A 20,528-nucleotide genomic window follows, 5' to 3' on the forward strand; every position below is an offset into this window, starting at 1 on the left:
GACAGCCCCCGGTGCGGCGCACACTCGACCCCGGCGCGGAGCGCGTCGTCGTCGCACCAGGAGGAGCATCACGTGTTCGGCAGCCGCACCACCCTCGCTGACCCGCTCCCCGAGCACGACGACGACTGGTCCGCCGACCGGCTGGCGACGTTCCAGCGCAGGCTCACGGACGCGACGGCGGACCCGGCGCCGGACGGGCTCACGGCGTTGCTGGACCAGGTGCCGCACACGCCCCGGAACCTCGCCTCACTCATCGAGCACCTCGTCGAGGAGCACGCCCGGCGGGCTCGCAGCGAGGGCCGTGCACGCCAGGTCGTCACGGCGCCGCTCCCCGACGGCGCGGTTCCCGGGGTCGGGCACATCCTCGTCGTGCGCTGGCTGACCCGCCGCCACGCGACGGGCCGCCGGGTGATCCGGCGGGTGTCGTACGCCCCTGCCATCACCCCACCGTCGGAGCGGACCGGCCGGCTGGTCCTGCGCCACCTGGCCGACCAGCTCACGCCGGCCTGATCCCCTCAGGCGGTCCGCTGGGCACTCACTGCCAGACGGTCGCCTTGACGTCGGGCTCGACGGCCGGCTTCGGCGCTGCGGGTGCAGGCCCGGCTGCGGCCAGGTCGCGCACGTTCTTCTGGACGGCGACCACCGAGAACAGCGCCATCGTGAAGCTCAGCCCGAAGAAGCCCTTCTCCGACAGCTCCAGGGGCGCGTTGACCAGGGCCGTCGAGACGAGCACGAGGGACGTCAGGACCATCGCCCAGGACAGGCCCAGGAAGATCGACGTCACGGGGACGCCTTCGGCGCGGTCGCGGACCGACTTCTGCACGGCGATCGCGGAGAACAGACCGAGCAGCAGCAGCGTGCCGAGGAAGCCCTTCTCCGCCGGGTCCATCTCCGCGTTCCACAGTCCGACGCCGTAGGCGATGAGCGCGATGGCGAGGGCGACCCAGGACGCGCCGACGAAGGCCGCGGTCGGTCGGGCCGGGACGGGTTGCTGCGACATGTGAGGCTCCGGGGGTCGATGGGGTGGCGCCGTGCCAGCCGCGGGCCTGATGGTGCTGGTCCGGGACGGCCCACGGCAAGCATGTCGTCAGATGCCCCTCGGTCGGGCTAGTTCTCCACAACGACTGCGCATCGCTGCTGTCACGCCGCGGCAACGCTCCCGGACCTTCACCTGCACGCTTGCTCCTGGTTTCGGCCCCGCGCGCAGGACGCTGTGCCGTACTGTCCCGGCATGCAGCCTCGTCGGCGCCCGCTCGTCGCTCTCGCCCTCGCCGCCGCCCTCGGGCTGGCGCTCGTCGTCCCGGGGAGCGCGGCAACCGCCGTCGCAGCGCCCGAGGCGCCGTTCCTCAGTGTGGGCGTGGAGCGCGGGGCGATCACGATCGCTCGCGTGGACGCGGTGTGCTGCACGGTCTACCGCGTGTTCCGTGCCGTCGGCTCAGGGCCCGAGACCGAGGTCGCCCACGACGTCACGATGCCGTGGACGGACACGGACCTGACGCCCGGCGTCCGGTACAGCTACCGCGCCCGCGCCGTGTTCGGAGGCGTGCAGAGCGACTTCTCCGCGCCGGCACCGACGGTCATGGCACTGGCTCCGGCGGACGGGCACGACGGCGAGTTCACTCCGATCGACCCGTTCCGGGCGCTCGACACCAGGATCGGGCTCGGTGCACCGGTCGGCCCTGTCGGACCCGGGGGCGTCGTCTCGTTCGACCCCCGGCTCACCGACGCCCTCCCCGGCGACGGCGTGTCCGCGGTCCTCCTCAACGTGACGGGCACCGAGTCCACCCAGCCCACGCACGTGCGCGTGTGGCCGACCGGTGAGCCGCTGCCCGACACGTCCTCGCTGAACCTCGTCCCGGGGACGAGCCGGCCGAACCAGGTCGTCGTCCCGCTCGGTGCCGACGGCACGGTGTCGCTCCACAACAACGCCGGCTTCACCCAGCTCATCGCCGACGTCCAGGGCTTCTACTCGACCGCTGACGGCGTCGACGGCGTCGGCTACTACGCCGGACCCTCGCTCCGCTTGTTCGACACCCGCCTGCCCGAGCGCGGTCTGCAGCACGCCGCCGACGGCGACAGCCCGCTCGGAGAGGGTCCGCTCGGCCCTTTCACGGAGGTCTGGATCCCGCTCTACGCGCTCATGTCGGTCCCGGTGACCGCCGTCGAGGTGAACGTGACCGCGACCGAGCCGACCCAGCCGGGCCACCTCGTCGCCTGGCCGGGGCAGTCCCCCGCGCCCGGCGTCTCCAACGTCAACTTCGTCCCCGGCCAGACGGTGCCCAACCGCGCCGTCGTCCCCGTCACGTTCAACGCGATGGGCTGGCCCGGTATCGCGCTCAAGAACAACTCGGGCGGGCGGACGCACGTCATCATCGATCTCCAGGGCTTCTACGACGACGGCTCTCTGCCCGCCGGCCTGCGGTACCGGCCCACCGACACCCGACGCATCGCCGACACGCGGGTCGGCAACCATCCCCTCGCACCGGGGCAGACCCTCGTCGTCCCGCGCCCGACGGAGCAGGAGGAGGCAGCCGTCGCGCACGTGGTCAACGTGACCGCCACGCAGTCGACCGGCCCTGGGCACCTCATCGGCTGGTCTGGGGACGGTGTGGTGCCTGGGACGTCCGTCGTGAACTTCGCGCGCGGCGAGGACTCGCCCAACCTGGCGACCGTCACGGCCGGTGCGGACGGCCGGATCGCGGTGACCGGCGGCTCGTCGACCGTGCACGTCGTCGTCGACCACCTCGGCTACTTCTACTGACGGGACCGGACATGGATGCCGAGCTCGACCTGCAGGTGCGGGGTGAGCTGGCGGACGCCGAGCTCGAGGCGCTGCACGCCGTCGCGTTCGGCCACCCGCCCGGTGCGACCCCGTGGCGAGAGCGACTGGCGGAGCACAGCCTCACCTGGGTCACCGCTCGCGTGGGCGGTCGGCTCGTCGGGTTCGTCAACGTGATCGGCGACGGTGGCGCCCACGCGATCCTGCTGGACACCTGCGTCGCACCCGACGCGCAGGGGCGCGGTGTGGGACGGGCGCTCGTCGCCGCCGCGGCGGAGGAGTCGCGACGGGCGGGGTGCCACTGGCTGCACGCCGACTACGAGCCGCGCCTCGTCGACTTCTACGAGGGGGCGTGCGGGATGCAGCACAGCGAGGCCGGACTCCTGCAACTGGTGTGAGCCGCGTCAGTCGTCGAAGACGTGCCAGCAGATGGCGCTCCGGAGGCGCTGGTCGTCGAGGACGAGCTCCCGGACCGCGGCCGGGAGCTGCTCGCGCTGCCAGTCCCGCTCGGCGAGCCGCCTGTCGGCACCCACCGCCCTGATCGCGTACGCCGCCGCGCCGAGGTCGTGCGCGGCGACGTGGGCCACGGCGACCGCCTGGCCCGCGGCGAGTGCGGCGAACCTCGCCGGATCGGGCAGCCCGCGCGCCGCGGCGTTCGCCTGGAACGCGGCGTCGTGGGCGGTCTTCATGGGCACCTCTCCACGGATCCAGGCGCGCCCGATCGCGAGCGCGTCGCGCGGGCGGTGGTCGTCCGGATGGTCGTCCTCGAACAGGTGCAGCACGTGCTCCGCGCACAGCAGGGCCCAGCCGGCGAGCAGCCGGTGGTCCTCGTCCGTGAGCGTCCCGCCGCGTCGGAGCGTGATCAGCCGGGGGTCACGCGGGGTCGGGAGGATGGGCACACCCGTTCCTACCACCCGGCAGGAATCGATCGCGTCGGAGTACAGTTGAACTGTCAACTACTGACGCATCGAGGAGACGCCCATGACCACGCTCCAGCTCGGCCTGGACTCGTTCGGCGACCGCCCGCAGGGCACCGACGGCCAGCTCGTCTCGCACGCCGCCGCGATCCGGCAGGTCGTCGAGGAGGCGGTCCTGGCCGACCAGGTCGGCGTCGACGTCATCGCGCTGGGCGAGCACCACCGCCCCGAGTACTCCGTCTCGTCCCCGGAGACCGTCCTGGCCGCGATCGCCGCGCGGACGTCGCGCCTCCGGCTCGGCTCCGGGGTCACCGTGCTCAGCTCCGACGACCCGGTGCGCGTCTTCCAGCGCTTCGCCACCCTCGACGCGATCTCTGACGGCCGCGCGGAGGTCATCCTCGGCCGCGGCTCCTTCACCGAGTCGTTCCCGCTGTTCGGCTACGACCTGGCCGACTACGACGTCCTCTTCGAGGAGAAGATCGAGCTGTTCTCCCGGCTCCTCACCGAGCAGCCGGTCACCTGGTCCGGCACCACGCGCCCGGCGCTGACGAACGCCGACGTCTTCCCCAAGACCGAGTCCGGCCACCTGACCACGTGGGTCGGCGTCGGCGGCTCCCCGCAGTCCGTCGTCCGCACCGCCCAGTACGGCATGCCGCTCATGCTCGCCATCATCGGCGGAGATCCCCAGCGCTTCGCCCCGTACCTCGACCTGTACCGACGGGCGGCCGAGCAGTTCGGCACCACCGCGCACCCCGTCGGGATGCACTCGCCGGGGTTCGTCGCGGACACCGACGACGAGGCCGTCGAGGTCTTCTGGCCGCACTACCGCGTCCAGCGCGACCGGATCGGCGCGCTGCGCGGCTGGCCGCCGGTGCGTCGCGAGGAGTTCGATGCCGAGGTCGCACACGGCTCCCTGTACGTCGGATCGCCCCAGACCGTGGCGCAGAAGATCGCCCGCGCCGTCACCGCGCTCGGGGTCGGCCGGTTCGACCTCATCTACACCACCGGCGCCCAGCCGGCCGACGCGCGCCTGCGCAACGTCGAGCTGTACGGCACGAAGGTCATCCCGATGGTCCGCGACCTCGTGGCGGACGCGTGACCACCCTCGGCATCCTCGGCGCCGGCAAGGTCGGCACGGTCCTGGCTCGCCTGGCCGTCGCCGCCGGCTACCGCGTCCTCGTGGCGGGCTCGACCGACCCGGCGAAGATCGCCCTCACGGTCGAGGTCCTCGTCCCCGGCGCCACGGCCGTCACCGCCCTCGACGCGGCCACCGAGGCGGACGTCGTGATCCTCGCGCTGCCCCTCGGCAAGTACCGCACCATCCCCGTCGACGCCCTCGCCGGGAAGCTCGTCGTCGACGCGATGAACTACTGGTGGGAGATCGACGGCATCCGCGACGACCTCACCGACCCCCGGACGACCACCAGCGAGCTCGTCCAGGAGCACCTGCCCGGGTCGCGCGTCGTGAAGGCGTTCAACCACATGGGTTACCACGACCTGGACGGCGAGGCCCGGCCCGCCGGCACGCCCGGGCGCAAGGCGATCGCCGTCGCCGGAGACGACCCGGACGACACCGCGGCCGTCGCCGACCTCGTCGAGCGGCTCGGTTTCGACCCCGTCGTCGTCGGACCGCTCCGCACCGGCGCACGCCTGCAGCCCGGGACCCCCGCATTCGGCGCCAACGTCACCGCCTCCGCGCTCGCCGCCCTGGTCGACGGCGCGAGCCTCGACCCCGTCTGAGCGGACCATCGTCGGACGTCGATGGGATCCCTGAGCGCCGACTCTGCACTCCAGCGCCAGAACGGTGCACCCGTAGACCACTGCGCGCCGCGCGCCGGTGCCACAGTCTCCCCAACCGGCCGGACCAACCGGACAGGCGGCGACGAACGAGGTGGCGTCATGACTGCTCCTGACACGATCGTGCTCATCCACGGCTTCTGGGTCACTCCGCGCTCCTGGGAGGGCTGGAAGGCGTACTACGAGGCCAAGGGGTTCACGGTCCACACGCCCGGCTACCCGGGCTTCGAGGGGGAGGTCGAGGCGCTGCGGGCCGACCCGACGCCCATCGCCGACCTCACGGTCGAGGCCATCGCGAACCACCTGGACGAGTTCATCGGCTCGCTGGACACCCCCACCAAGCCGATCCTCATGGGGCACTCGGCGGGCGGGACGTTCCTGCAGCTGATGCTCGACCGTGGGCACGGCAGCGCGGCGGTCGCGCTGAACTCGGCGCCGGTCGAGGGGGTGCTGGTCACCCCGTGGTCGCAGCTCAAGTCGGTGTTCCCCGTCGTGAAGAACCCCGCGAACCACCACCGGGCGGTCGGTCTGTCGTTCGAGGAGTGGACGTACGCGTTCACCAACACGTACACCGAGGAGGAGTCGCGGCACTTCTACGACCGGTACCACATCCCGGCGTCGGGCCGCGTGCTCATCGACTCCGTGCTGGCGAACGTGCAGCCCGGTCACCAGGACGCCTGGGTGGACTTCAGCAACCCGAACCGGGTGCCGCTGCTGTTCCTGTCGGGCTCCGAGGACCACATCATGCCGCCGGCGGTGCAGGCGTCGAACGCGAAGCACTACAAGGGCGAGGGCACCGTCACCGAGCACGAGACCTACGACGGCCGGCCGCACCTCATGGTCGCCGGTCCCGGCTGGGAGGAGATCGCCGACCGCGCGCTGGAGTGGGCGCTCGCCCACGCCACCTCGAACGTCACGTCCGCCTGACGGTGTCGACGCTCACGTTCACGCACGTCGGCGGCCCGACGGCGCTCCTCGAGGTCGACGGCTGGCGCATCCTCACCGACCCCACGTTCGACGCCCCCGGCCGGACCTACAAGTTCGGCTGGGGGACGTCGTCGCGCAAGACGGCCGGCCCAGCGCTGTCGGCGGAGGAGGTCGGGGCGGTCGACGCGGTCCTGCTCAGCCACGACCACCACGCGGACAACCTCGACGACGCGGGCCGCGCGATGCTCGCCGGTGTCCCCACGGTGCTCACCACCGTGCCCGGCGCGCGTCGGCTGGGCGCGCCCGCCCGGGGCCTGCGCGCGTGGGAGACGACGACGCTGACCCATCCCGACCGTCCGACCCTGACGGTCACGGCGACCCCCGGGCGGCACGGACCCGTCGGCGCCCAGGTGCTCGTGGGGGCGGTCACCGGCTTCGGTCTCACGTGGGAGGGCCAGGAGCACGGCGCGGTGTGGGTGACCGGGGACACCGTGCTGACCTCGGAGGTGCGTCGGGTCGGGGAGCGGCTGCCGGTGGGCACGGTCGTCGTGCACCTCGGCGGGGTCCGGTTCCCCACGACCGGCCCGCTGCGCTACACGATGACGGTCGCCGACGGGCGCGAGCTGTGCCGGGAGCTGAAGCCGCGCACCGTGCTGCCCGTGCACCACGAGGGGTGGTCGCACTTCCTGGACAGCGCCGCGGCGCTGGAACGGCCGGAGCTCGCGCCCGACGGAGGGACCACCGTCTGGGCGGAGCCGGGGAAGCCGCGGGCTGTCGACGTGTAGGTGCCCTTCAGTCCCGGCCTGCTCCTGCCGATGGCCAGGGCGTGTCGTCTGCCCTCGTGACCTACCGGTACGGCAGCGCGTCGTCGCTGTCGGTCGACCCCGGGCGCGTCGCCCTCGGGCTGAGCACAACCGATCCCGGCACGTACCTCGACGCCTTCACCGAGCGGGCGGACGTCGTCGCTGCGGCGCTGCTGCTCGTCGGGCGGGTCGCGGCGACCCGCTTCTACGACCCGATGACGGCCGCGCAGCTGGCCGAGCTGGCGGACCCCATCATCACCACGGGCGACGGCACCGTGCGGTTCGAGAGCCTGTCGGCCTGCTGCGGTGTCGCCGCGCGGCTCGACCTGCTCGCCGACGGGCTGGACATCACGACGCAGCGCGCGGGGACGACGAACGTGGACCTCGGGGCGGGATCGCGCCGGTTGCTCGCAGGGGTGCTGCCGCGCGACCCGTTGCACCTGGCGGTCGGCGACACCGGTCTGCTCATGACGACGCTCGACGGGCAGTCGCACGAGCGGACCGTCGCGCTGCCGACCGCTGGATCCGGTCGCTGGCCGACCTGCAGGTCCTGGCGAGCCACATGACGCTCCGGGCGACCCTGGACCAGCGGCAGGCCCGAACGTTCCTGCGAGGGCTCCCGCCCAGCTCGCCACCGGGGTCCCGGTTCTGGGCGCAGCCCACGGCAGCCGGACTGCGCCTCGGCTCCATGCCGGCCCCCGGAGCGGTCCCGCTCGGCGGACCCGAACGGCTCCGCGTGCTCGAACCCCTGCTGCGCCACAGCCGCGGGGTCCGCGTGTACGCCGGCGCCGACGAGCGCCTCGCCGCGTCCTGGTGGGAGCTCGACCTGCCCCACGCCCGGCTCGGCATCGGCCTCAGCCCGGAGACGTCACGGGGGTTCTCGGGCGAGGGCGCGCTGCTGGAGTCGCTCGGGGACCGGTCCGCCGCCGCGGCCGACGCCGTGCGCGGGCGGCTCGGGTACGACCTCGCCGAGGGGCGGTACTTCGCGCGGCTCCTCCCGGTCGGCCTCGACCTCCTCGACCAGCAGCCGCGGCTGGTCAAGGCACGGGCCCTGCTGGACCAGGGCGGTGTCCGGCCCGAGAGCGACCACCACGTCGTGCGCGGGCGGTGGCGCGACTACGTCGTGCGGCTCGCCACCGGCGGCGACCGCTGCACGTGCCAGTGGTACGTCGACCACCAGGGCACGCGCGGGCCGTGCGCGCACGTCCTCGCCGTCCGCCTGCTGGTGGACGGCTCGCCCGGGCCGACCGAGGGGATGCCCCGATGACGGAGACGACGGACCTGATCCCGCCCGCACTGCGGGAGGCGATCCTGGCGGGGGACCGCCGCGGGGTGCTCGACCTGGTCCGTGGCGTCAAGGACGCGGAGCGCCTCGTGCTCGGCCCGGCCTTGATGAAGGAGTACGCGCTCAACGGCGACGACTGGACGAGCGTGGCCGGCCGGGACCGTCAGGCGGCGTACCAGCTCGCCCGTCTGGGGACCGCCGTGACGCCGCAGCACGCCGCCTGGTCCTTCGCGTCGATGGCACGTGCGTCGCTCGACGAGCAGATCGAGGCGCTCTCCCCGCGCCCGGTGGCGTGGAAGCGCCGGTTCGCCACCTCCGCCCTGTCCCGCGCCGGCGGGTGGCACCTCGTCCGTGCCTGGGTCAGCACGGGCGTCGTCGCGCCGCCGTCGTCGAACCAGTGGACCCTGGGCGTGCTCGACGCCTACCCGTGGGACCACCTGCCGCAGGTGGCACGCGAGGACGCGGTGGTCGCACCCCTGCTCGCGCGGCTGCTGGACACCGCGGGCGCGGGCCGGATCCTCGGCTACCGCGCGAAGTACGGGACGGGCGGTGCGTGGCGGTCCCTGGTCGAGGCGTGCGGCGGGTTCGACCCGCACCGTCGCGACGCGGTGATCGATGGCTGCCTGACCCAGCTCGCCCTCGCGCTGCCGACCGAGGCCCTGGGCTTCACGACGGTCCTCGACCACCTGGAGCTCACCGACGACGAGGTCAGCCGCCGGCAGGGTCGCTTCGCCGCGCTCCTGCTCGCAGCGTCGCCCCCGGCGCAGGCGCGCGCCGCCTCGACCGTGCGCCGGGTGCTGGACGACGGAGCTCTCGACCCTGACACCCTCCTCGACATCACGACCGAGGCGCTCCAGGGCCCGAAGAAGAACCGCATCCGTGACCACCTGCAGCTCCTCGACGACGCCATCGCGCGCGGTGTCGTCGACGTCGCCCCTGCCGCGGACGCCGTCGCGGACGCGCTCGACCCCGAGCGCTCCGACGTGGCGGAGGCGTTGGCCGCCGCGCTCGGCCGCTGGTCGTCGGACCTGGCACCGGAGCAGCGCGACACGCTGCGGGCGACGATCGACTCGTCGGTCCCCAGCCGTGGCCCGCGCTGCGTCGCGCGCTCGGACCCCTCGCCCCCGGACCGGTCGCCGCCGTCCGGCCCGTCGTCGCCGCCGTGCCCGACCCCGTGGACCTGGGCGTCCTCGACGCGGTGACGCCCGTCGCCGACCTGGACGAGCTGCTCGTGCTGATGGAGGAGGTCCTCCCGGTCCGCACCACGGCGGTGGAGCTCGAGCGCGTCCTGGACGGGATGGTCCGCTTCCGGCTCGACCACGTCCTGACCCCGGTGCGGCGCCGGGCGGAGCGGGCGGCGTCGAGCTGGTGGGCCAGCGACCCCGACCGCGACGCCCACCTGGTCGCCTCGGCGTGGCTCGGTCACGAGACGCCTCCCCTCGCGGCCGGGCGGACCGTGCACGGGACCACCCCGCTCGGCGAGGAGCTGCCGCCCGACGCGGTGGAGTACCCCAGTGGCTACGGGACACCGCCGTGGCGCACGTGGACGCGCGTGGTCCCGGCGCACGATCCCGGCTTCCTCACGTCCCGCCGCCTCGGTCTCGTGCGTCTCGCCCATCTCGCCGCAGGGCCCGGACCTCTCCTGTCGCTGCCGTCCTCGCAGGACGGGACCGTCGGCGCCGACGAGCTGCTCGCCCGGATCCGGGGTCGCGCGGCACACGGCCTGCCGCTCGAGCGGTTCGACCTCGCCTGGGCGGTGCTGCGGCTGCACCCCCGCGACCGTGACGGGCTCCTCGCCGCCGGCGACTCCCCCGAGCTGACCGCGTGGTTGCGGGCGGTCGCCCGCGCGCCGCACTGGGAGCAGAGCGTCGTCGCCGGTGGATACGTCGGCTACGACGCGAAGATCTGGCACGACCCGGGCGCCGTCGCCGGCTCGATGGACGATCCCGTCCACGCCTGGCTCGACCCGAGTGCGACGGTCGAGCCGCACAGAGCCAGGGGCGCCTGGGTGCCGCGCGGGTCCGGGCTCTCCTCCCCCGCCCAGTGGGCGGCGACTCTCCCCTCACATCCTGACGTCCTCGTGGCCCACCTCCAGCAGGCGGTGCGCCAGGCCCTGCATGACCCGGACACGACCAGCGTGGAGGTGCTCGTGCGCTCGCTGGGGACACTCCGGGCACCGTGGGGCCGGCCGAGCGCATGGGCGGTCGTCATGGGGCTGAGCGCCGAGCACCGGCCGACCCGCCTGGCCGCGAGCGAGGCGGTCGCCGCGGGAGCGTCGCGCGGGATGCTCGACCCCGCCACGCTCACAGATGCCGTTCTCGGCACCGTCGGCCCCGACGCGGGCCCGTTCGGGCACATCACCATCGGCCAGCTCAGGCCCGCCCATCCGATGCTGTCGAGGACGGCGGACGGCCTGGCCGATGCCGCAGGGATCGACGACCGCACCGCCGACGTCGTGCAGCGAGCCGTGCTCGCCGCGCTCCCGGAGCTGATGGGCCGCCCCGGGGGTCACGCGATCGTCGCGGTGGCGGCACAGCTGGCCGAGCGGCTGGGTCGCCGGGGCGACACCCCGGCCGCGGTCCTCGAGCTGGCGGCCGGCCGGTCACGGACCCGCACGGCGACGGAGGCCCGCCGCCTCGTCGCGGCGGTCGGAGGGAGCTGACCCGCCCGTCAACCGAGCCGAACGACGGCAGCGGCGTCGACGATCCGGGGTTCGCCCGGGTCACGGTTGTCGACGACGAGCGAGGCGCGCTCCCACGGCGCGGCGGCGTCGAAGTACAGGCGCTGGCCTCCGACGTAGCGGTCCATCGGTCTGTGCTCGCCGTCTCGGAGCGCCATGCGCCGGGTCGCCTCCTCGAACGGGACGTCGAGGTAGATCGAGTAGTCCCAGAACCTGTTGAGCTCGTCGCGGTGGAGGAACGTGCCCTCGACCAGGACGAGCGCGTCAGGTGGCGCCTGCCGCGTCCCGGTCTCCGCGACCGCGGGTCGGTAGCGGCCCGAGCCGCCGGGTCCCAGGGGTGCGAGCGTCAGGGCAACGAGTGCGTCGTAGTCGTAGGCGTCGAGCCAGAACCCCTCCGGTGAGTGCCGTCCCCTCGCATGCCGGACCTCCGAGGGGTGGAAGAAGTCGTCGACGTGCAGCACGATCACCGGGCGTGGGCCGGGGCGCTGGGCGAGCTGCGCGGCGAACGTCGTCTTCCCGCTGGCTCCGACGCCGTCGATCGCGACCAGGACCCGCCTGTCACCGGGCACCGCCGACCGGAGCCGGGCGACGATCGCGTCGAGGCTCACGCCCTGCGCCGGGGCCAGGCCAGCATGACGAACAGGTCCCGCTCGCCGCGGGCACCCTCGAGAACCGCGCGAGCCAGCGCCGGTTCGCCTGCCTGCTCGGCCGACCACAGCTCGAAGTCGACCACCTGAGACCACCCTTCGGGCAGGTAGCCGAGGACGGTGGAACCGTCGACGACCTTGACCACGTCGTGCTCGGTGCGCGCCAGCACCACGGCGAACCCGCGCTCCGAATGGCGCGCGCGCGGCGGTGCGGCGTCCTCGACGAACCCTCGGACGCGCACGGGCACGTGACCGCCACCGGCGGGCACCAGCCGGCCGGGCATCCGGGTCGAGGACGACGGGTCCATGCGCGGAACCTACTCCGGCGCGGCACGTAGAGAAACGGGAGCGGGCTCCGTTCTTCGAGTGAGAGTGCCAGTCTGGGCACGACGAAGGAGGAGCAGTCATGGCCAGGTACCTGCTGATCGTGGACTTCCAGAGCGGTCCCGACGAGTCGCCGATGTCCCAGTGGACGGACGACGAGGTCGCCGCTCACCTGAACTACTACGGCCGGCTGAACGCAGAGCTGGCCGCCAACGGTGAGCTCGTCGGCGGCGAGGTGCTCACCGGCCCCGACCTGGCCAAGGTCGTGCGGTCGGACGGGGTCACGCCGGTGATCACGGACGGTCCGTTCCAGGAGTTCAAGGAGTGGATCGCGGGCTACCAGATCGTCGACGTGGAGTCCGAGGAGCGTGCGCTGGAGATCGCCGGGCTCGTCTCCGCGGTGCCCGGCCGCGGCGGCGTCCCGACGCAGCAGCCCATCCAGGTGCGCCGGATCATGGACGACGGCCCGTCGGGCGTCGAGGAGATGAACGCCTACCTCGAGACGGCGAGCAACCCGCGCTGAACGTCTCCCGCGAGGTCGAGGACCTGCTGCGCGAGCTGGCGCCGCAGGTCCTCGGCACGCTCGCGCGCCGGTGGGGCGACTTCGACGCCGCGGAGGACGCGGTGCAGGAGGCGTTGATCGCTGCGGCGCGGCACTGGCCCGTGGACGGCGTGCCCGCGCAGCCGCGCGGCTGGCTGCTGCAGACCGCGTCGCGACGGATGGTCGACCAGTGGCGCAGCGACACCGCCCGCCGCGACCGGGAGGTCCGTGTCGCCATAGAACCGGACACCGGCACGGCCTCCGAGGTCGACGACACCCTGACCGTGCTGTTCCTGTGCTGCCACCCGGTGCTGTCCCCCACGTCCGCGATCGCGCTGACCCTGCGTGCCGTCGGCGGGCTGACCACCGCGGAGATCGCCCGGGCGTTCCTCGTCCCCGAGGCGACCATGGCGCAGCGCATCAGCCGCGCCAAGCAGCGGGTCGCGGGCGAGGAGCTCTCGATGCCGTCGCCCCAGGAACGCCCTGCCCGGCTGCGCAGCGTCCTGCGTGTCCTCTACCTGATGTTCAACGAGGGGTACACCGACCTCACGCGGGCAGACCTGTCCGACGAGGCGATCCGGCTCGCGCGGCACGTCCACGCGGCCGACGACGACGCCGAGGTCTCCGGCCTGCTCGCCCTGATGCTTCTCACGGACGCCCGACGGCCCGCCCGGACCGACGCGTCCGGCACCCCGGTGACCCTCGCCGACCAGGACCGCAGCCTGTGGGACCGCGCCCGGATCGCCGAGGGGACCGCGCTGCTCGACGGCGCGATCGGCCGGGGCGCCGTCGGCGAGTACCAGCTGCAGGCGGCGATCGCGGCGCTCCATGACCGTGCGGCCGACGCCGACGCGACCGACTGGCCGCAGATCCTCGCGCTGTACGAGCTCCTGGAGCGGATGACGGGCAGTCCCGTGGTGATGCTCAACCGGGCGGTCGCGTCCGCGATGGTGCACGGTCCGGCGGCGGGCCTGGCGGTCCTCGACGACGTCGACGGCACGCTCCCCCGCGTCGACCAGCTCCGCGCGCACCTGCACGAGCTCGCCGGCGACCGCGACCTGGCCCTCACCCACTACGTGCGGGCGTCCGGCCGTGCGACGAACGTGGCGGAGCGCCGGTACCTCGACGCGCAGGTGGCCCGGCTCTCCGGAGGGCCGGCGTGAGCGGAGCGGCACAGCGCCCGGCCGTGCGGGTCAACCAGCTCGGGTACCTGCCGGGCCGGCCGATGCACGCGACGCTCGTCTCGGCGGAGGTCGAGCCGGTCGCGTTCACCGTCGTGCGCGACGACGGTCTCGTCGTCCACCGGGGACGCTCCGCACCGTGGCCCGTCCGGCCCGAGCCCACCTCTGGCCTGCCCGTGCACGTGGTCGACCTCGGCATCCTGACCGAGGGGACCTTCCACGTCCGCACGTCGCCGTCCGGGAGCCATCCGTTCCGGGTCGACGCCGGGCTGTACGCCGACCTGCGCGACGACGCCCTGCGCTTCTTCTCGCTCATGCGGTCGGGCACCGAGATCGTCGTGCCCGGCTACGAACGCCCCGCAGGCCACCCGGACACCGCCGTCCGAGCAGCCACGGAGCTCTACCCCGGCTGGCACGACGACGGCACGTACGACGTGTCGGGCGGCTGGTACGACGCCGGCGACTACGGCAAGTACGTGACCAGCGGGGCGATCGCGGTGTGGCAGCTGCTGGGCACGCTCGACCTCCTTCCGGGCCGCGCCGACGTCCTGGACGAGTGCCGGTGGCAGCTCGACTGGCTGCTGCGGATGCAGGTGCCTGCCGGACGCCCGCTCGCCGGCCTGGCGTTCCACCGCGTGCACGGCACCACCTGGTCACCGCTGCCCGGGTGGCCGCACCTGGACCCGACCGAGCGCGTCCTGCACCGCCCGTCGACCACCGCGGCGCTGCACCTCGCTGCCGCGGCCGCGGCAGGCGCGCGCCACTTCCGGCCCGTCGACGCGGCCTACGCCCACCGGCTGGAGCTGGCGGCACGGTCCGCCTACGACGCGGCCCGTCGCCACCCCGACGTCCTCGCGCCCGACGACCACGCCCGCCACGGTGGCGGCCCGTACGACGACAGCGCGGTCGGCGACGACCTGTACTGGGCGGCCGCCGAGCTGTGGCTGGCGACCGGTGACCACGCCTACCAGGCCGAGGTCCTGCGCAGCCCCGAGCACGCCACCGATCCCTTCGACGCCGCGGGCTTCGACTTCGATGCCGTCAGCGCCACGGCCCGGCTCGACCTGGCGCTGCACGGCGACGGGCTCGCCGACCACGACCGGGTGGTCCAGAGCCTGCGCGCCGGCGCCGACCGGCTCCTCGCCCTGCAGGCGCAGCAGCCGTGGGGCCAGCCGTACGCGCCCGCCGACGGGTGGAGCTGGGGCTCGAACGGCCGGATCCTGAACAACCTCGTCGTGCTCGGCGTGGCCCACCGGGTCACCGGTGACACCGTCTACCGGGACGCCGTCGCCGCCGGGACGGACTACCTGCTGGGCCGCAACGCCCTCGGGCAGAGCTACGTCACCGGCTACGGCCCCGACCACAGCCACCACCAGCGCACCCGGCAGTTCGGCCACGACCTCGACCCGTCGCTGCCGCCGCCTCCGCCGGGCGCCCTGGCAGGCGGAGCGAACTCGGTCCCCGCGCCGGACTTCCCCTACGACCGGCGCCTCGTGGGGCTGCCGCCGCAGCTCTGCTACCTCGATGAACCCACGTCCGAGGTGACCAACGACGTGTGCATCCGCTGGAACGCCCCGCTCGTCTGGGTCGCCGCGTTCCTCACGTGCTGAGCAGCGCCTTCATCCTCGTGCGGACCAGGCGAGCCGCTCGCTCGGGCGCCAGGCGCGCGAGGACGTCCATGACGGCCGCATCCTTGCCGATGGTGACCCGGTAGGCGTCCCGCTCGACGGCGTCGAGGATGCGACGCGCGGCGGTCGACGCCGAGGTCATCGTCCTCTCCAGGCGCCGGGCCGCCGCGCCAGAGATCTCCGGCGGGCGCACCGCCGAGTTCTCGACGATCCCGGTGCGCGTCGCACCCGGGAACACGACCGTGACGGACACCGACGTGTCGGCCAGCTCGGCATGGAGCCCTTCCGTGAGGAGCTGGAGCGCGGCCTTCGACGCACCGTAGGCGGTCTGCCCGGGGACCGGCAGGAACGCGCCCATGCTCGACACGTTGACCAGGTGCGCCCGTGGCCGGGCGACGAGGTGCGGCAGGAACGCCTTCGTCGTGTGCACCGGTCCCCAGAAGTTCACGGCCATGACCCGCTCGATGTCGGCGTACTCCAGGTCGAGCAGGGGGACGAACGGCTGGATGATGCCTGCACAGTTGATCAGGCCGTCGACCTGGCCGTGCTCCGCGACGACGGCGGCGGGGAGCGCCTCGACGGCCTGTCGGTCGGCGACGTCGAGGGCGTGGACGGACACCCGGTCGGCCGCGCGGCCCGCACGCGTCGCCGTCTCCTGCAGGTGCTCCGCGGACCTGCTGACCGCCGCGACCCTGGCCCCTCTCGTGAGCAGCCCCAGCACCAGCTCGCGGCCGATGCCGTCGCCGGCCCCCGTCACGACGACCGTCGTCCCTGTCACCTTCATCGCCCGGCGCCCCCTGCCGATCCCGTGCGCCGACCGTACTGCCCCGGACCGGATCGGGGCCGTGCTTGCGCGGGGTTCGGCGCCGACCAGCTCAGGCGCCGCCGATCAGCGACCGCACGGACGGTCCGAGTGCGGCGTGGCGCGTCGTCGTTCAGGGTGGGTTCCAGTGGTGCGTGCCACGCCACGACGAGCCCCGAGACGAGGAGCCTGCCCGTGACCACTCCCTCACCGACCTCCGGATGGAGCTCGTTCTGGAACCGGGGCGGGTGGTGGCGAGCGGTACTCGTCGCCGTCGTGTACCTGGCCCTCTACCTGGCGGGCGGCCAGCTCGTCGGCGCCCTCTTCGGCGACCAGGTCGACTCCGAGGACCTGTTCGCGACCCCGCAGAGCGTCATCTTCGGCCTGTTCCTCCCGCTCGCCATCGGCGCTGTCGTGCTGATCGCGTTCGTCGCCTCGCTGCACTGGTTCCCGGCACTGTTCGCGCGCCAGCCGATCGGCGGCCGGTGGTGGATGTGGCTCGCGCCGGTCGCCGTCGTGGCAGCGATCGTGCTGCGGCTGCTCGGCATCGACTACGCCTCGTACGCGGCCGGCGTCGTCGCGATCACCTTCGTGTCCGGCCTGCTCGTGGGCTTCGTGGAGGAGATCCTCACGCGTGGCATCGCGGTGAAGATGCTGCGCGACGCGGGGAAGTCCGAGTGGGTGGTGATGGTGGTCTCGTCGCTGATCTTCGGCCTGCTGCACGCCTCGAACATCCTGTCCGGCCAGGAGATCGCCACGGTCGCGCTGACCGTCGTCTTCGCCTTCGGGTTCGGCATCTGCATGTACCTGACCCTGCGGGCGACGGGGAACCTGACCTGGCCGATGCTCATCCACGGCCTCTACGACCCCACGCTGTTCCTCGCGACCGGCGGGATCGACGAGGTCCACTCGGGCCCGCAGAGCGAGCTCCTGACGCTCGCCGGGCCGTCCAACATGATCTTCATCCTGATCGCGATCGTCGGGCTGATCTTCGTCCGCGGCCGCGTCCAGCGGAGCCAGACCTGATGCGCACCTTGCGATCCCTCTTGTGAAACGATAGTTTTCTATCGTTAATCAATAGATCGCATGAAGGAGCTCCACCATGGGTCGACTCGCCATCCTCGCCCTGCGGGCGGTGATCACGCTGATGTTCGCCGGCCTGCTGGTGGTGCAGGGCATGGTCATCCCCGCCATCGGCCGCGACATCGACGACGGCGGTGCCGAGGTCGGCCACCTGCGCTGGCCCGTCGTGATCGTGCTGTTCCTCGGCGTGCTCGCCGTGCAGGTCGCGCTCATCTGCATCTGGCAGCTGCTCACGATGGTCCGCCGGGACACGGTGTTCGGCGCCGCCGCGTTCCGGTACGTCGACGTCATCATCGGCGCAGCGGTCGCGGCGACCCTGCTCGCGGTGGTCCTGTCGTTCGTCCTCGCGCCCGGCGAGGCGGTGGCGCCCGGGATCGTGCTGCTCATCGTGATCGGCGGCATGGGCACCGCGGGCATCGCGCTGCTGGTGCTCGTGCTGCGGGTGCTGCTGGCCAAGGCCGTGGCCCTGGACACCACGGCGACCACCCTGCGCGCCGAGCTCGACGAGGTGATCTGATGCCGATCGTCGTCGACGTCGACGTCATGCTCGCGCGCCGCAAGATGTCCGTCGGGGAGCTGGCCGACCGCGTCGGCATCACGCCCGCCAACCTCGCGGTGCTGAAGAACGGGCGAGCGAAGGCCGTCCGGTTCACCACGCTCGAGGCCCTCTGCGAGGTGCTGGAGTGCCAGCCGGGGGACCTCCTGCGCCGGGAGGTCTGACTACCGACACCGCACGGACGTCATCGAGCGGCGGCCGCGGCGGCGAACAGCGCGAGGCTCCGGCCCCACGAGCGCGCCTCCTCCAGCTCGTCGGGCAGGAGACCGCTGGTGCGGCCGGTGACGGTGAACGACTCGGGCGGCATGACGAGCTCCGCCCCCGCCCGGGTGAGCCGCTTGCCGATCGCGTGCGCGGCCGACCCCGCGAGCCGCCCCGCGAGCGCGGTGTCGAAGACCGCGACGGCCTGGCCCGAGGCCTGTGCGACCAGCAGGTCCAGCCACTCGCGCACACCGTCACCGCGGGACACGGTCCGGGGAACGTCGCCGCGCGCCGCCTCCCGGGTGCGAGGGGTGGACAGGCCGCGCTGGTGGGTCGGTGCGCCCACGACGAGCAGGCTCGGACGGGTGGAGTACGTCGGGATCCCCGCCACACCCACCTCGCACATCGTGACCGGGATCCGCAGGTCGGCCAGCCCGGCCGCGACCGCCTCGGCGACCGCAGCAGTGCTTCCGTACATCGACTCGAAGACGAGGAGTGCAGCCATGGACCCACCGTCGCGCAGATCGCCTGCGCCGTCGCGGGCCGAACGTCCTATCCGTTTCGCCCCCTTCCTGCGCGGACGTCGTATCCCTACACTCCGGTCGAAGCGCTTCGATGACGAGCGCGACGCTCGACGGAGAGCCGGCCGCCCTGTCGAGCGTGACCATCCGACGAAGGGCACGCACGTGACACGACCCCTCTGGACCACCCTCACGGCACTCGCGGCGGCGGCAGCACTCACGGCCGGGCTCGCCGGCCCCGCGCAGGCAGTCGAGCGCGCTCCGCGGTCGGCCGCCAAGGTCGTCGCTGCGATGCAGCCCGGCTGGAACCTGGGCAACACCTTCGACGCCGTCGGTGCCGACGAGACCGCCTGGGGCAACCCGCGCGTCACCCAGGAGCTGCTGAGCGAGGTGCAGGAGAACGGCTTCCGCAGCGTGCGCATCCCCGTGACCCTCGGCCAGCACGAGGGCCCCGCCCCGGACTACGCGATCGACCCCGCCGTGCTGGACCGCGTCGAGGAGGTCGTGGACTGGGCCCTCGACGAGCACCTGTCCGTGCTGCTCGACCTGCACCACGACTCGTGGATGTGGACCAACGCGATGCCCGCGCGCCACGACGAGGTGCTCGCCCAGTTCACGGCCACGTGGGAGCAGCTCGCGGAGCGGTTCCGCGACCACCCGCGCACCCTGCTGTTCGAGAGCATCAACGAGCCGCAGTTCTCCGGGTCGACCGGGGAGGCGCAGGAGTACGCGCTGCTCGACGAGCTCAACGTCGCGTTCCACCAGGTGGTGCGTGCCTCGGGCGGGAAGAACGCCGACCGCGTCCTGGTGCTGCCGACGCTGCACACGGACTCCGGCCAGGCGCGGCTCGACTCCCTCGTCTCGACGTTCGACGCGCTCGACGACGCCAACCTCGCCGCGACCTTCCACTACTACGGCTACTGGCCGTTCAGCGTGAACGTGGCGGGCGGCACCCGGTTCGACGCGACCGCCCAGCAGGACGCCACGGACGCCTTCGCGCGGGTGCACGACACCCTCGTCGCGCGCGGCATCCCCGTGATCCTCGGCGAGTACGGGCTGCTGGGGTTCGACCGGCACACCGGCACCATCGAGCAGGGCGAGAAGCTGAAGTTCTTCGAGCACCTGGGGCACCAGGCGCGCACCACGGGTGTCACGACGATGCTCTGGGACAACGGCCAGCACCTCGACCGCACCGCGTTCACGTGGCGGGACCCGGAGCTGTTCGCGCAGATGTCGTCGAGCTGGAAGAAGCGCTCCGGCACGGCGTCGACCGACCAGGTGTTCGTGCACCCGGGTGCCGTGACCGAGCAGACCGTCACCCTGAACCTCAACGGCACCACGTTCCGGGACCTGTCGCTGGGGAGGCAGAAGCTCAGGAAGGGCAAGGACTACCAGCTCTCCGGCAGCACGCTGACCCTCCCGGCCGCGCTGCTGCAGCGCCTGTCCGGCACGGGTGCCTACGGGACCAGCGCGGAGCTGGTGGCACGGTTCTCGCAGGGCGTGCCGTGGTCCATCGAGGTCGTCAACGCGGACACCCCGGTCCTCTCCGACGCGACGGGGACGACCGACGCGTTCGCGGTCCCGACCGACTTCCGCGGCGACCGCCTGGCCACCATGGAGGCCCGCTACCTCGACGGCTCCAACGCCGGCCCGCACGGGTGGACGTCGTTCAAGGAGTTCGACGTGACCTTCGCCCCCGACGCCTCGACCGGCACGATCCTGCTGCGGCCGGCGTTCTTCGCCGAGGTCGCCGACGGCTCCCCCGTGGTGCTCACGTTCCACTTCTGGAGCGGCGCGACGGTCACGTACACCGTGGTCAGGACCGGGACGGCGGTGGTCGGCAGCATCGGCTGACC

Annotated in this window: 23 protein-coding genes and 1 pseudogene; 18 read left to right on the forward strand and 6 right to left on the reverse strand. The window is 73.2% G+C overall.

The window, feature by feature from the left end; genetic code table 11:
- Positions 1–72: 72 nt before the first annotated feature.
- Positions 73–510, forward strand: coding sequence for a hypothetical protein (locus ASD16_RS15280; protein WP_055919256.1), 438 nt, complete (start codon positions 73–75; stop codon positions 508–510).
- A 25-nt stretch (positions 511–535) separates the two neighbouring features.
- Here the strand turns inward: ASD16_RS15280 and yiaA are convergent, their stop codons facing one another.
- Entirely contained in the window at positions 536–1,000 is a 465-nt protein-coding gene (gene yiaA / locus ASD16_RS15285; protein ID WP_055919258.1) for an inner membrane protein YiaA, read from the reverse strand.
- Positions 1,001–1,231: 231 nt separating this feature from the next.
- Here yiaA and ASD16_RS15290 point away from each other — a divergent pair, with 231 nt between their 5' ends.
- Both ASD16_RS15290 and ASD16_RS15295 read left to right on the forward strand, forming a co-directional pair.
- Positions 1,232–2,761, forward strand: a complete 1,530-nt coding sequence (locus tag ASD16_RS15290) for a hypothetical protein (protein WP_055919264.1) — start codon at positions 1,232–1,234, stop codon at positions 2,759–2,761.
- Between the two features lie 11 nt (positions 2,762–2,772).
- A complete protein-coding gene (locus tag ASD16_RS15295; protein WP_055919266.1) occupies positions 2,773–3,177 on the forward strand; it encodes a GNAT family N-acetyltransferase in 405 nt (134 codons plus the stop codon).
- A 6-nt stretch (positions 3,178–3,183) separates the two neighbouring features.
- On the opposite strand, the gene ASD16_RS15300 is transcribed toward ASD16_RS15295, so the two are convergent.
- Positions 3,184–3,678, reverse strand: a complete 495-nt coding sequence (locus tag ASD16_RS15300) for a putative immunity protein (protein WP_055919268.1) — start codon at positions 3,676–3,678, stop codon at positions 3,184–3,186.
- Positions 3,679–3,760: 82 nt separating this feature from the next.
- Between ASD16_RS15300 and ASD16_RS22265 the strand changes: the two genes are divergently transcribed.
- From ASD16_RS22265 to ASD16_RS15340, 8 genes and pseudogenes are all read left to right on the forward strand, one after another.
- Positions 3,761–4,795, forward strand: a complete 1,035-nt coding sequence (locus tag ASD16_RS22265) for an LLM class flavin-dependent oxidoreductase (protein ID WP_055919270.1) — start codon at positions 3,761–3,763, stop codon at positions 4,793–4,795.
- Positions 4,777–5,436: pseudogene (locus ASD16_RS15310) on the forward strand (NADPH-dependent F420 reductase); the annotation flags it as partial. The gene ASD16_RS22265 and the pseudogene ASD16_RS15310, both read left to right, overlap by 19 nt.
- A 159-nt stretch (positions 5,437–5,595) precedes the next feature.
- The gene (locus tag ASD16_RS15315) at positions 5,596–6,420 is read left to right on the forward strand and encodes an alpha/beta hydrolase (protein WP_055919274.1); all 825 of its coding nucleotides are present in this window, start codon (positions 5,596–5,598) and stop codon (positions 6,418–6,420) included.
- A gap of 2 nt (positions 6,421–6,422) precedes the next feature.
- Positions 6,423–7,205, forward strand: a complete 783-nt coding sequence (locus ASD16_RS15320) for an MBL fold metallo-hydrolase (protein ID WP_055919276.1) — start codon at positions 6,423–6,425, stop codon at positions 7,203–7,205.
- A 41-nt stretch (positions 7,206–7,246) separates the two neighbouring features.
- The gene (locus ASD16_RS15325) at positions 7,247–7,789 is read left to right on the forward strand and encodes a hypothetical protein (RefSeq protein WP_157453963.1); all 543 of its coding nucleotides are present in this window, start codon (positions 7,247–7,249) and stop codon (positions 7,787–7,789) included.
- The gene (locus ASD16_RS15330) at positions 7,786–8,490 is read left to right on the forward strand and encodes a hypothetical protein (protein ID WP_055919282.1); all 705 of its coding nucleotides are present in this window, start codon (positions 7,786–7,788) and stop codon (positions 8,488–8,490) included. The genes ASD16_RS15325 and ASD16_RS15330 overlap by 4 nt, the downstream gene beginning before the upstream one ends.
- Positions 8,487–9,710, forward strand: a complete 1,224-nt coding sequence (locus tag ASD16_RS15335; protein ID WP_055919285.1) for a hypothetical protein — start codon at positions 8,487–8,489, stop codon at positions 9,708–9,710. The genes ASD16_RS15330 and ASD16_RS15335 overlap by 4 nt, the downstream gene beginning before the upstream one ends.
- Positions 9,671–11,170: a hypothetical protein gene (locus ASD16_RS15340; protein ID WP_055919287.1), complete on the forward strand. Its 1,500-nt coding sequence runs from the start codon at positions 9,671–9,673 to the stop codon at positions 11,168–11,170. The genes ASD16_RS15335 and ASD16_RS15340 overlap by 40 nt, the downstream gene beginning before the upstream one ends.
- A gap of 8 nt (positions 11,171–11,178) precedes the next feature.
- Here the strand turns inward: ASD16_RS15340 and ASD16_RS15345 are convergent, their stop codons facing one another.
- Together ASD16_RS15345 and ASD16_RS15350 are read right to left on the reverse strand one after the other, a co-directional pair.
- Positions 11,179–11,796 carry a uridine kinase gene (locus tag ASD16_RS15345; protein ID WP_055919289.1) on the reverse strand — a complete coding sequence of 206 codons (618 nt, stop codon included), beginning with the start codon at positions 11,794–11,796 and terminating at the stop codon, positions 11,179–11,181.
- Complete coding sequence (locus ASD16_RS15350; protein ID WP_055919291.1) at positions 11,793–12,143, reverse strand: hypothetical protein; 351 nt, start codon at positions 12,141–12,143, stop codon at positions 11,793–11,795. Before ASD16_RS15350 ends, ASD16_RS15345 begins: the two co-directional genes overlap by 4 nt.
- 98 nt (positions 12,144–12,241) lie before the next feature.
- Between ASD16_RS15350 and ASD16_RS15355 the strand changes: the two genes are divergently transcribed.
- From ASD16_RS15355 to ASD16_RS15365, 3 genes are read left to right on the forward strand one after another with little or no spacing between them, the layout of a single operon-like run.
- Positions 12,242–12,682 carry a YciI family protein gene (locus ASD16_RS15355; protein ID WP_055919294.1) on the forward strand — a complete coding sequence of 147 codons (441 nt, stop codon included), beginning with the start codon at positions 12,242–12,244 and terminating at the stop codon, positions 12,680–12,682.
- On the forward strand, positions 12,679–13,863 hold the full coding sequence (locus ASD16_RS15360; RefSeq protein WP_055920578.1) for an RNA polymerase sigma factor: 1,185 nt from the start codon (positions 12,679–12,681) through the stop codon (positions 13,861–13,863). The genes ASD16_RS15355 and ASD16_RS15360 overlap by 4 nt, the downstream gene beginning before the upstream one ends.
- Positions 13,860–15,491 carry a glycoside hydrolase family 9 protein gene (locus ASD16_RS15365; protein ID WP_055919299.1) on the forward strand — a complete coding sequence of 544 codons (1,632 nt, stop codon included), beginning with the start codon at positions 13,860–13,862 and terminating at the stop codon, positions 15,489–15,491. Before ASD16_RS15360 ends, ASD16_RS15365 begins: the two co-directional genes overlap by 4 nt.
- On the opposite strand, the gene ASD16_RS15370 is transcribed toward ASD16_RS15365, so the two are convergent.
- Positions 15,481–16,293, reverse strand: coding sequence for an SDR family oxidoreductase (locus tag ASD16_RS15370; protein ID WP_055919302.1), 813 nt, complete (start codon positions 16,291–16,293; stop codon positions 15,481–15,483). The two genes, ASD16_RS15365 and ASD16_RS15370, sit on opposite strands and share 11 nt — an antisense overlap.
- A 213-nt stretch (positions 16,294–16,506) precedes the next feature.
- Between ASD16_RS15370 and ASD16_RS15375 the strand changes: the two genes are divergently transcribed.
- The 3 genes from ASD16_RS15375 (at position 16,507) to ASD16_RS15385 (ending at position 18,114) form a co-directional block, all read left to right on the forward strand.
- Positions 16,507–17,337, forward strand: coding sequence for a CPBP family intramembrane glutamic endopeptidase (locus ASD16_RS15375; RefSeq protein ID WP_055919305.1), 831 nt, complete (start codon positions 16,507–16,509; stop codon positions 17,335–17,337).
- Positions 17,338–17,413: 76 nt separating this feature from the next.
- Positions 17,414–17,911: a DUF2975 domain-containing protein gene (locus ASD16_RS15380; protein WP_055919308.1), complete on the forward strand. Its 498-nt coding sequence runs from the start codon at positions 17,414–17,416 to the stop codon at positions 17,909–17,911.
- On the forward strand, positions 17,911–18,114 hold the full coding sequence (locus ASD16_RS15385) for a helix-turn-helix transcriptional regulator (RefSeq protein ID WP_055919313.1): 204 nt from the start codon (positions 17,911–17,913) through the stop codon (positions 18,112–18,114). The genes ASD16_RS15380 and ASD16_RS15385 overlap by 1 nt, the downstream gene beginning before the upstream one ends.
- Positions 18,115–18,134: 20 nt before the next feature.
- On the opposite strand, the gene ASD16_RS15390 is transcribed toward ASD16_RS15385, so the two are convergent.
- Positions 18,135–18,656, reverse strand: a complete 522-nt coding sequence (locus tag ASD16_RS15390) for a hypothetical protein (protein WP_055919316.1) — start codon at positions 18,654–18,656, stop codon at positions 18,135–18,137.
- Positions 18,657–18,837: 181 nt separating this feature from the next.
- Between ASD16_RS15390 and ASD16_RS15395 the strand changes: the two genes are divergently transcribed.
- On the forward strand, positions 18,838–20,526 hold the full coding sequence (locus ASD16_RS15395; RefSeq protein ID WP_055919319.1) for a cellulase family glycosylhydrolase: 1,689 nt from the start codon (positions 18,838–18,840) through the stop codon (positions 20,524–20,526).
- The last annotated feature ends 2 nt before the right edge of the window (positions 20,527–20,528 follow it).

It is taken from the genome of Cellulomonas sp. Root485, assembly GCF_001426705.1.
Lineage (GTDB): Bacteria > Actinomycetota > Actinomycetes > Actinomycetales > Cellulomonadaceae > Cellulomonas.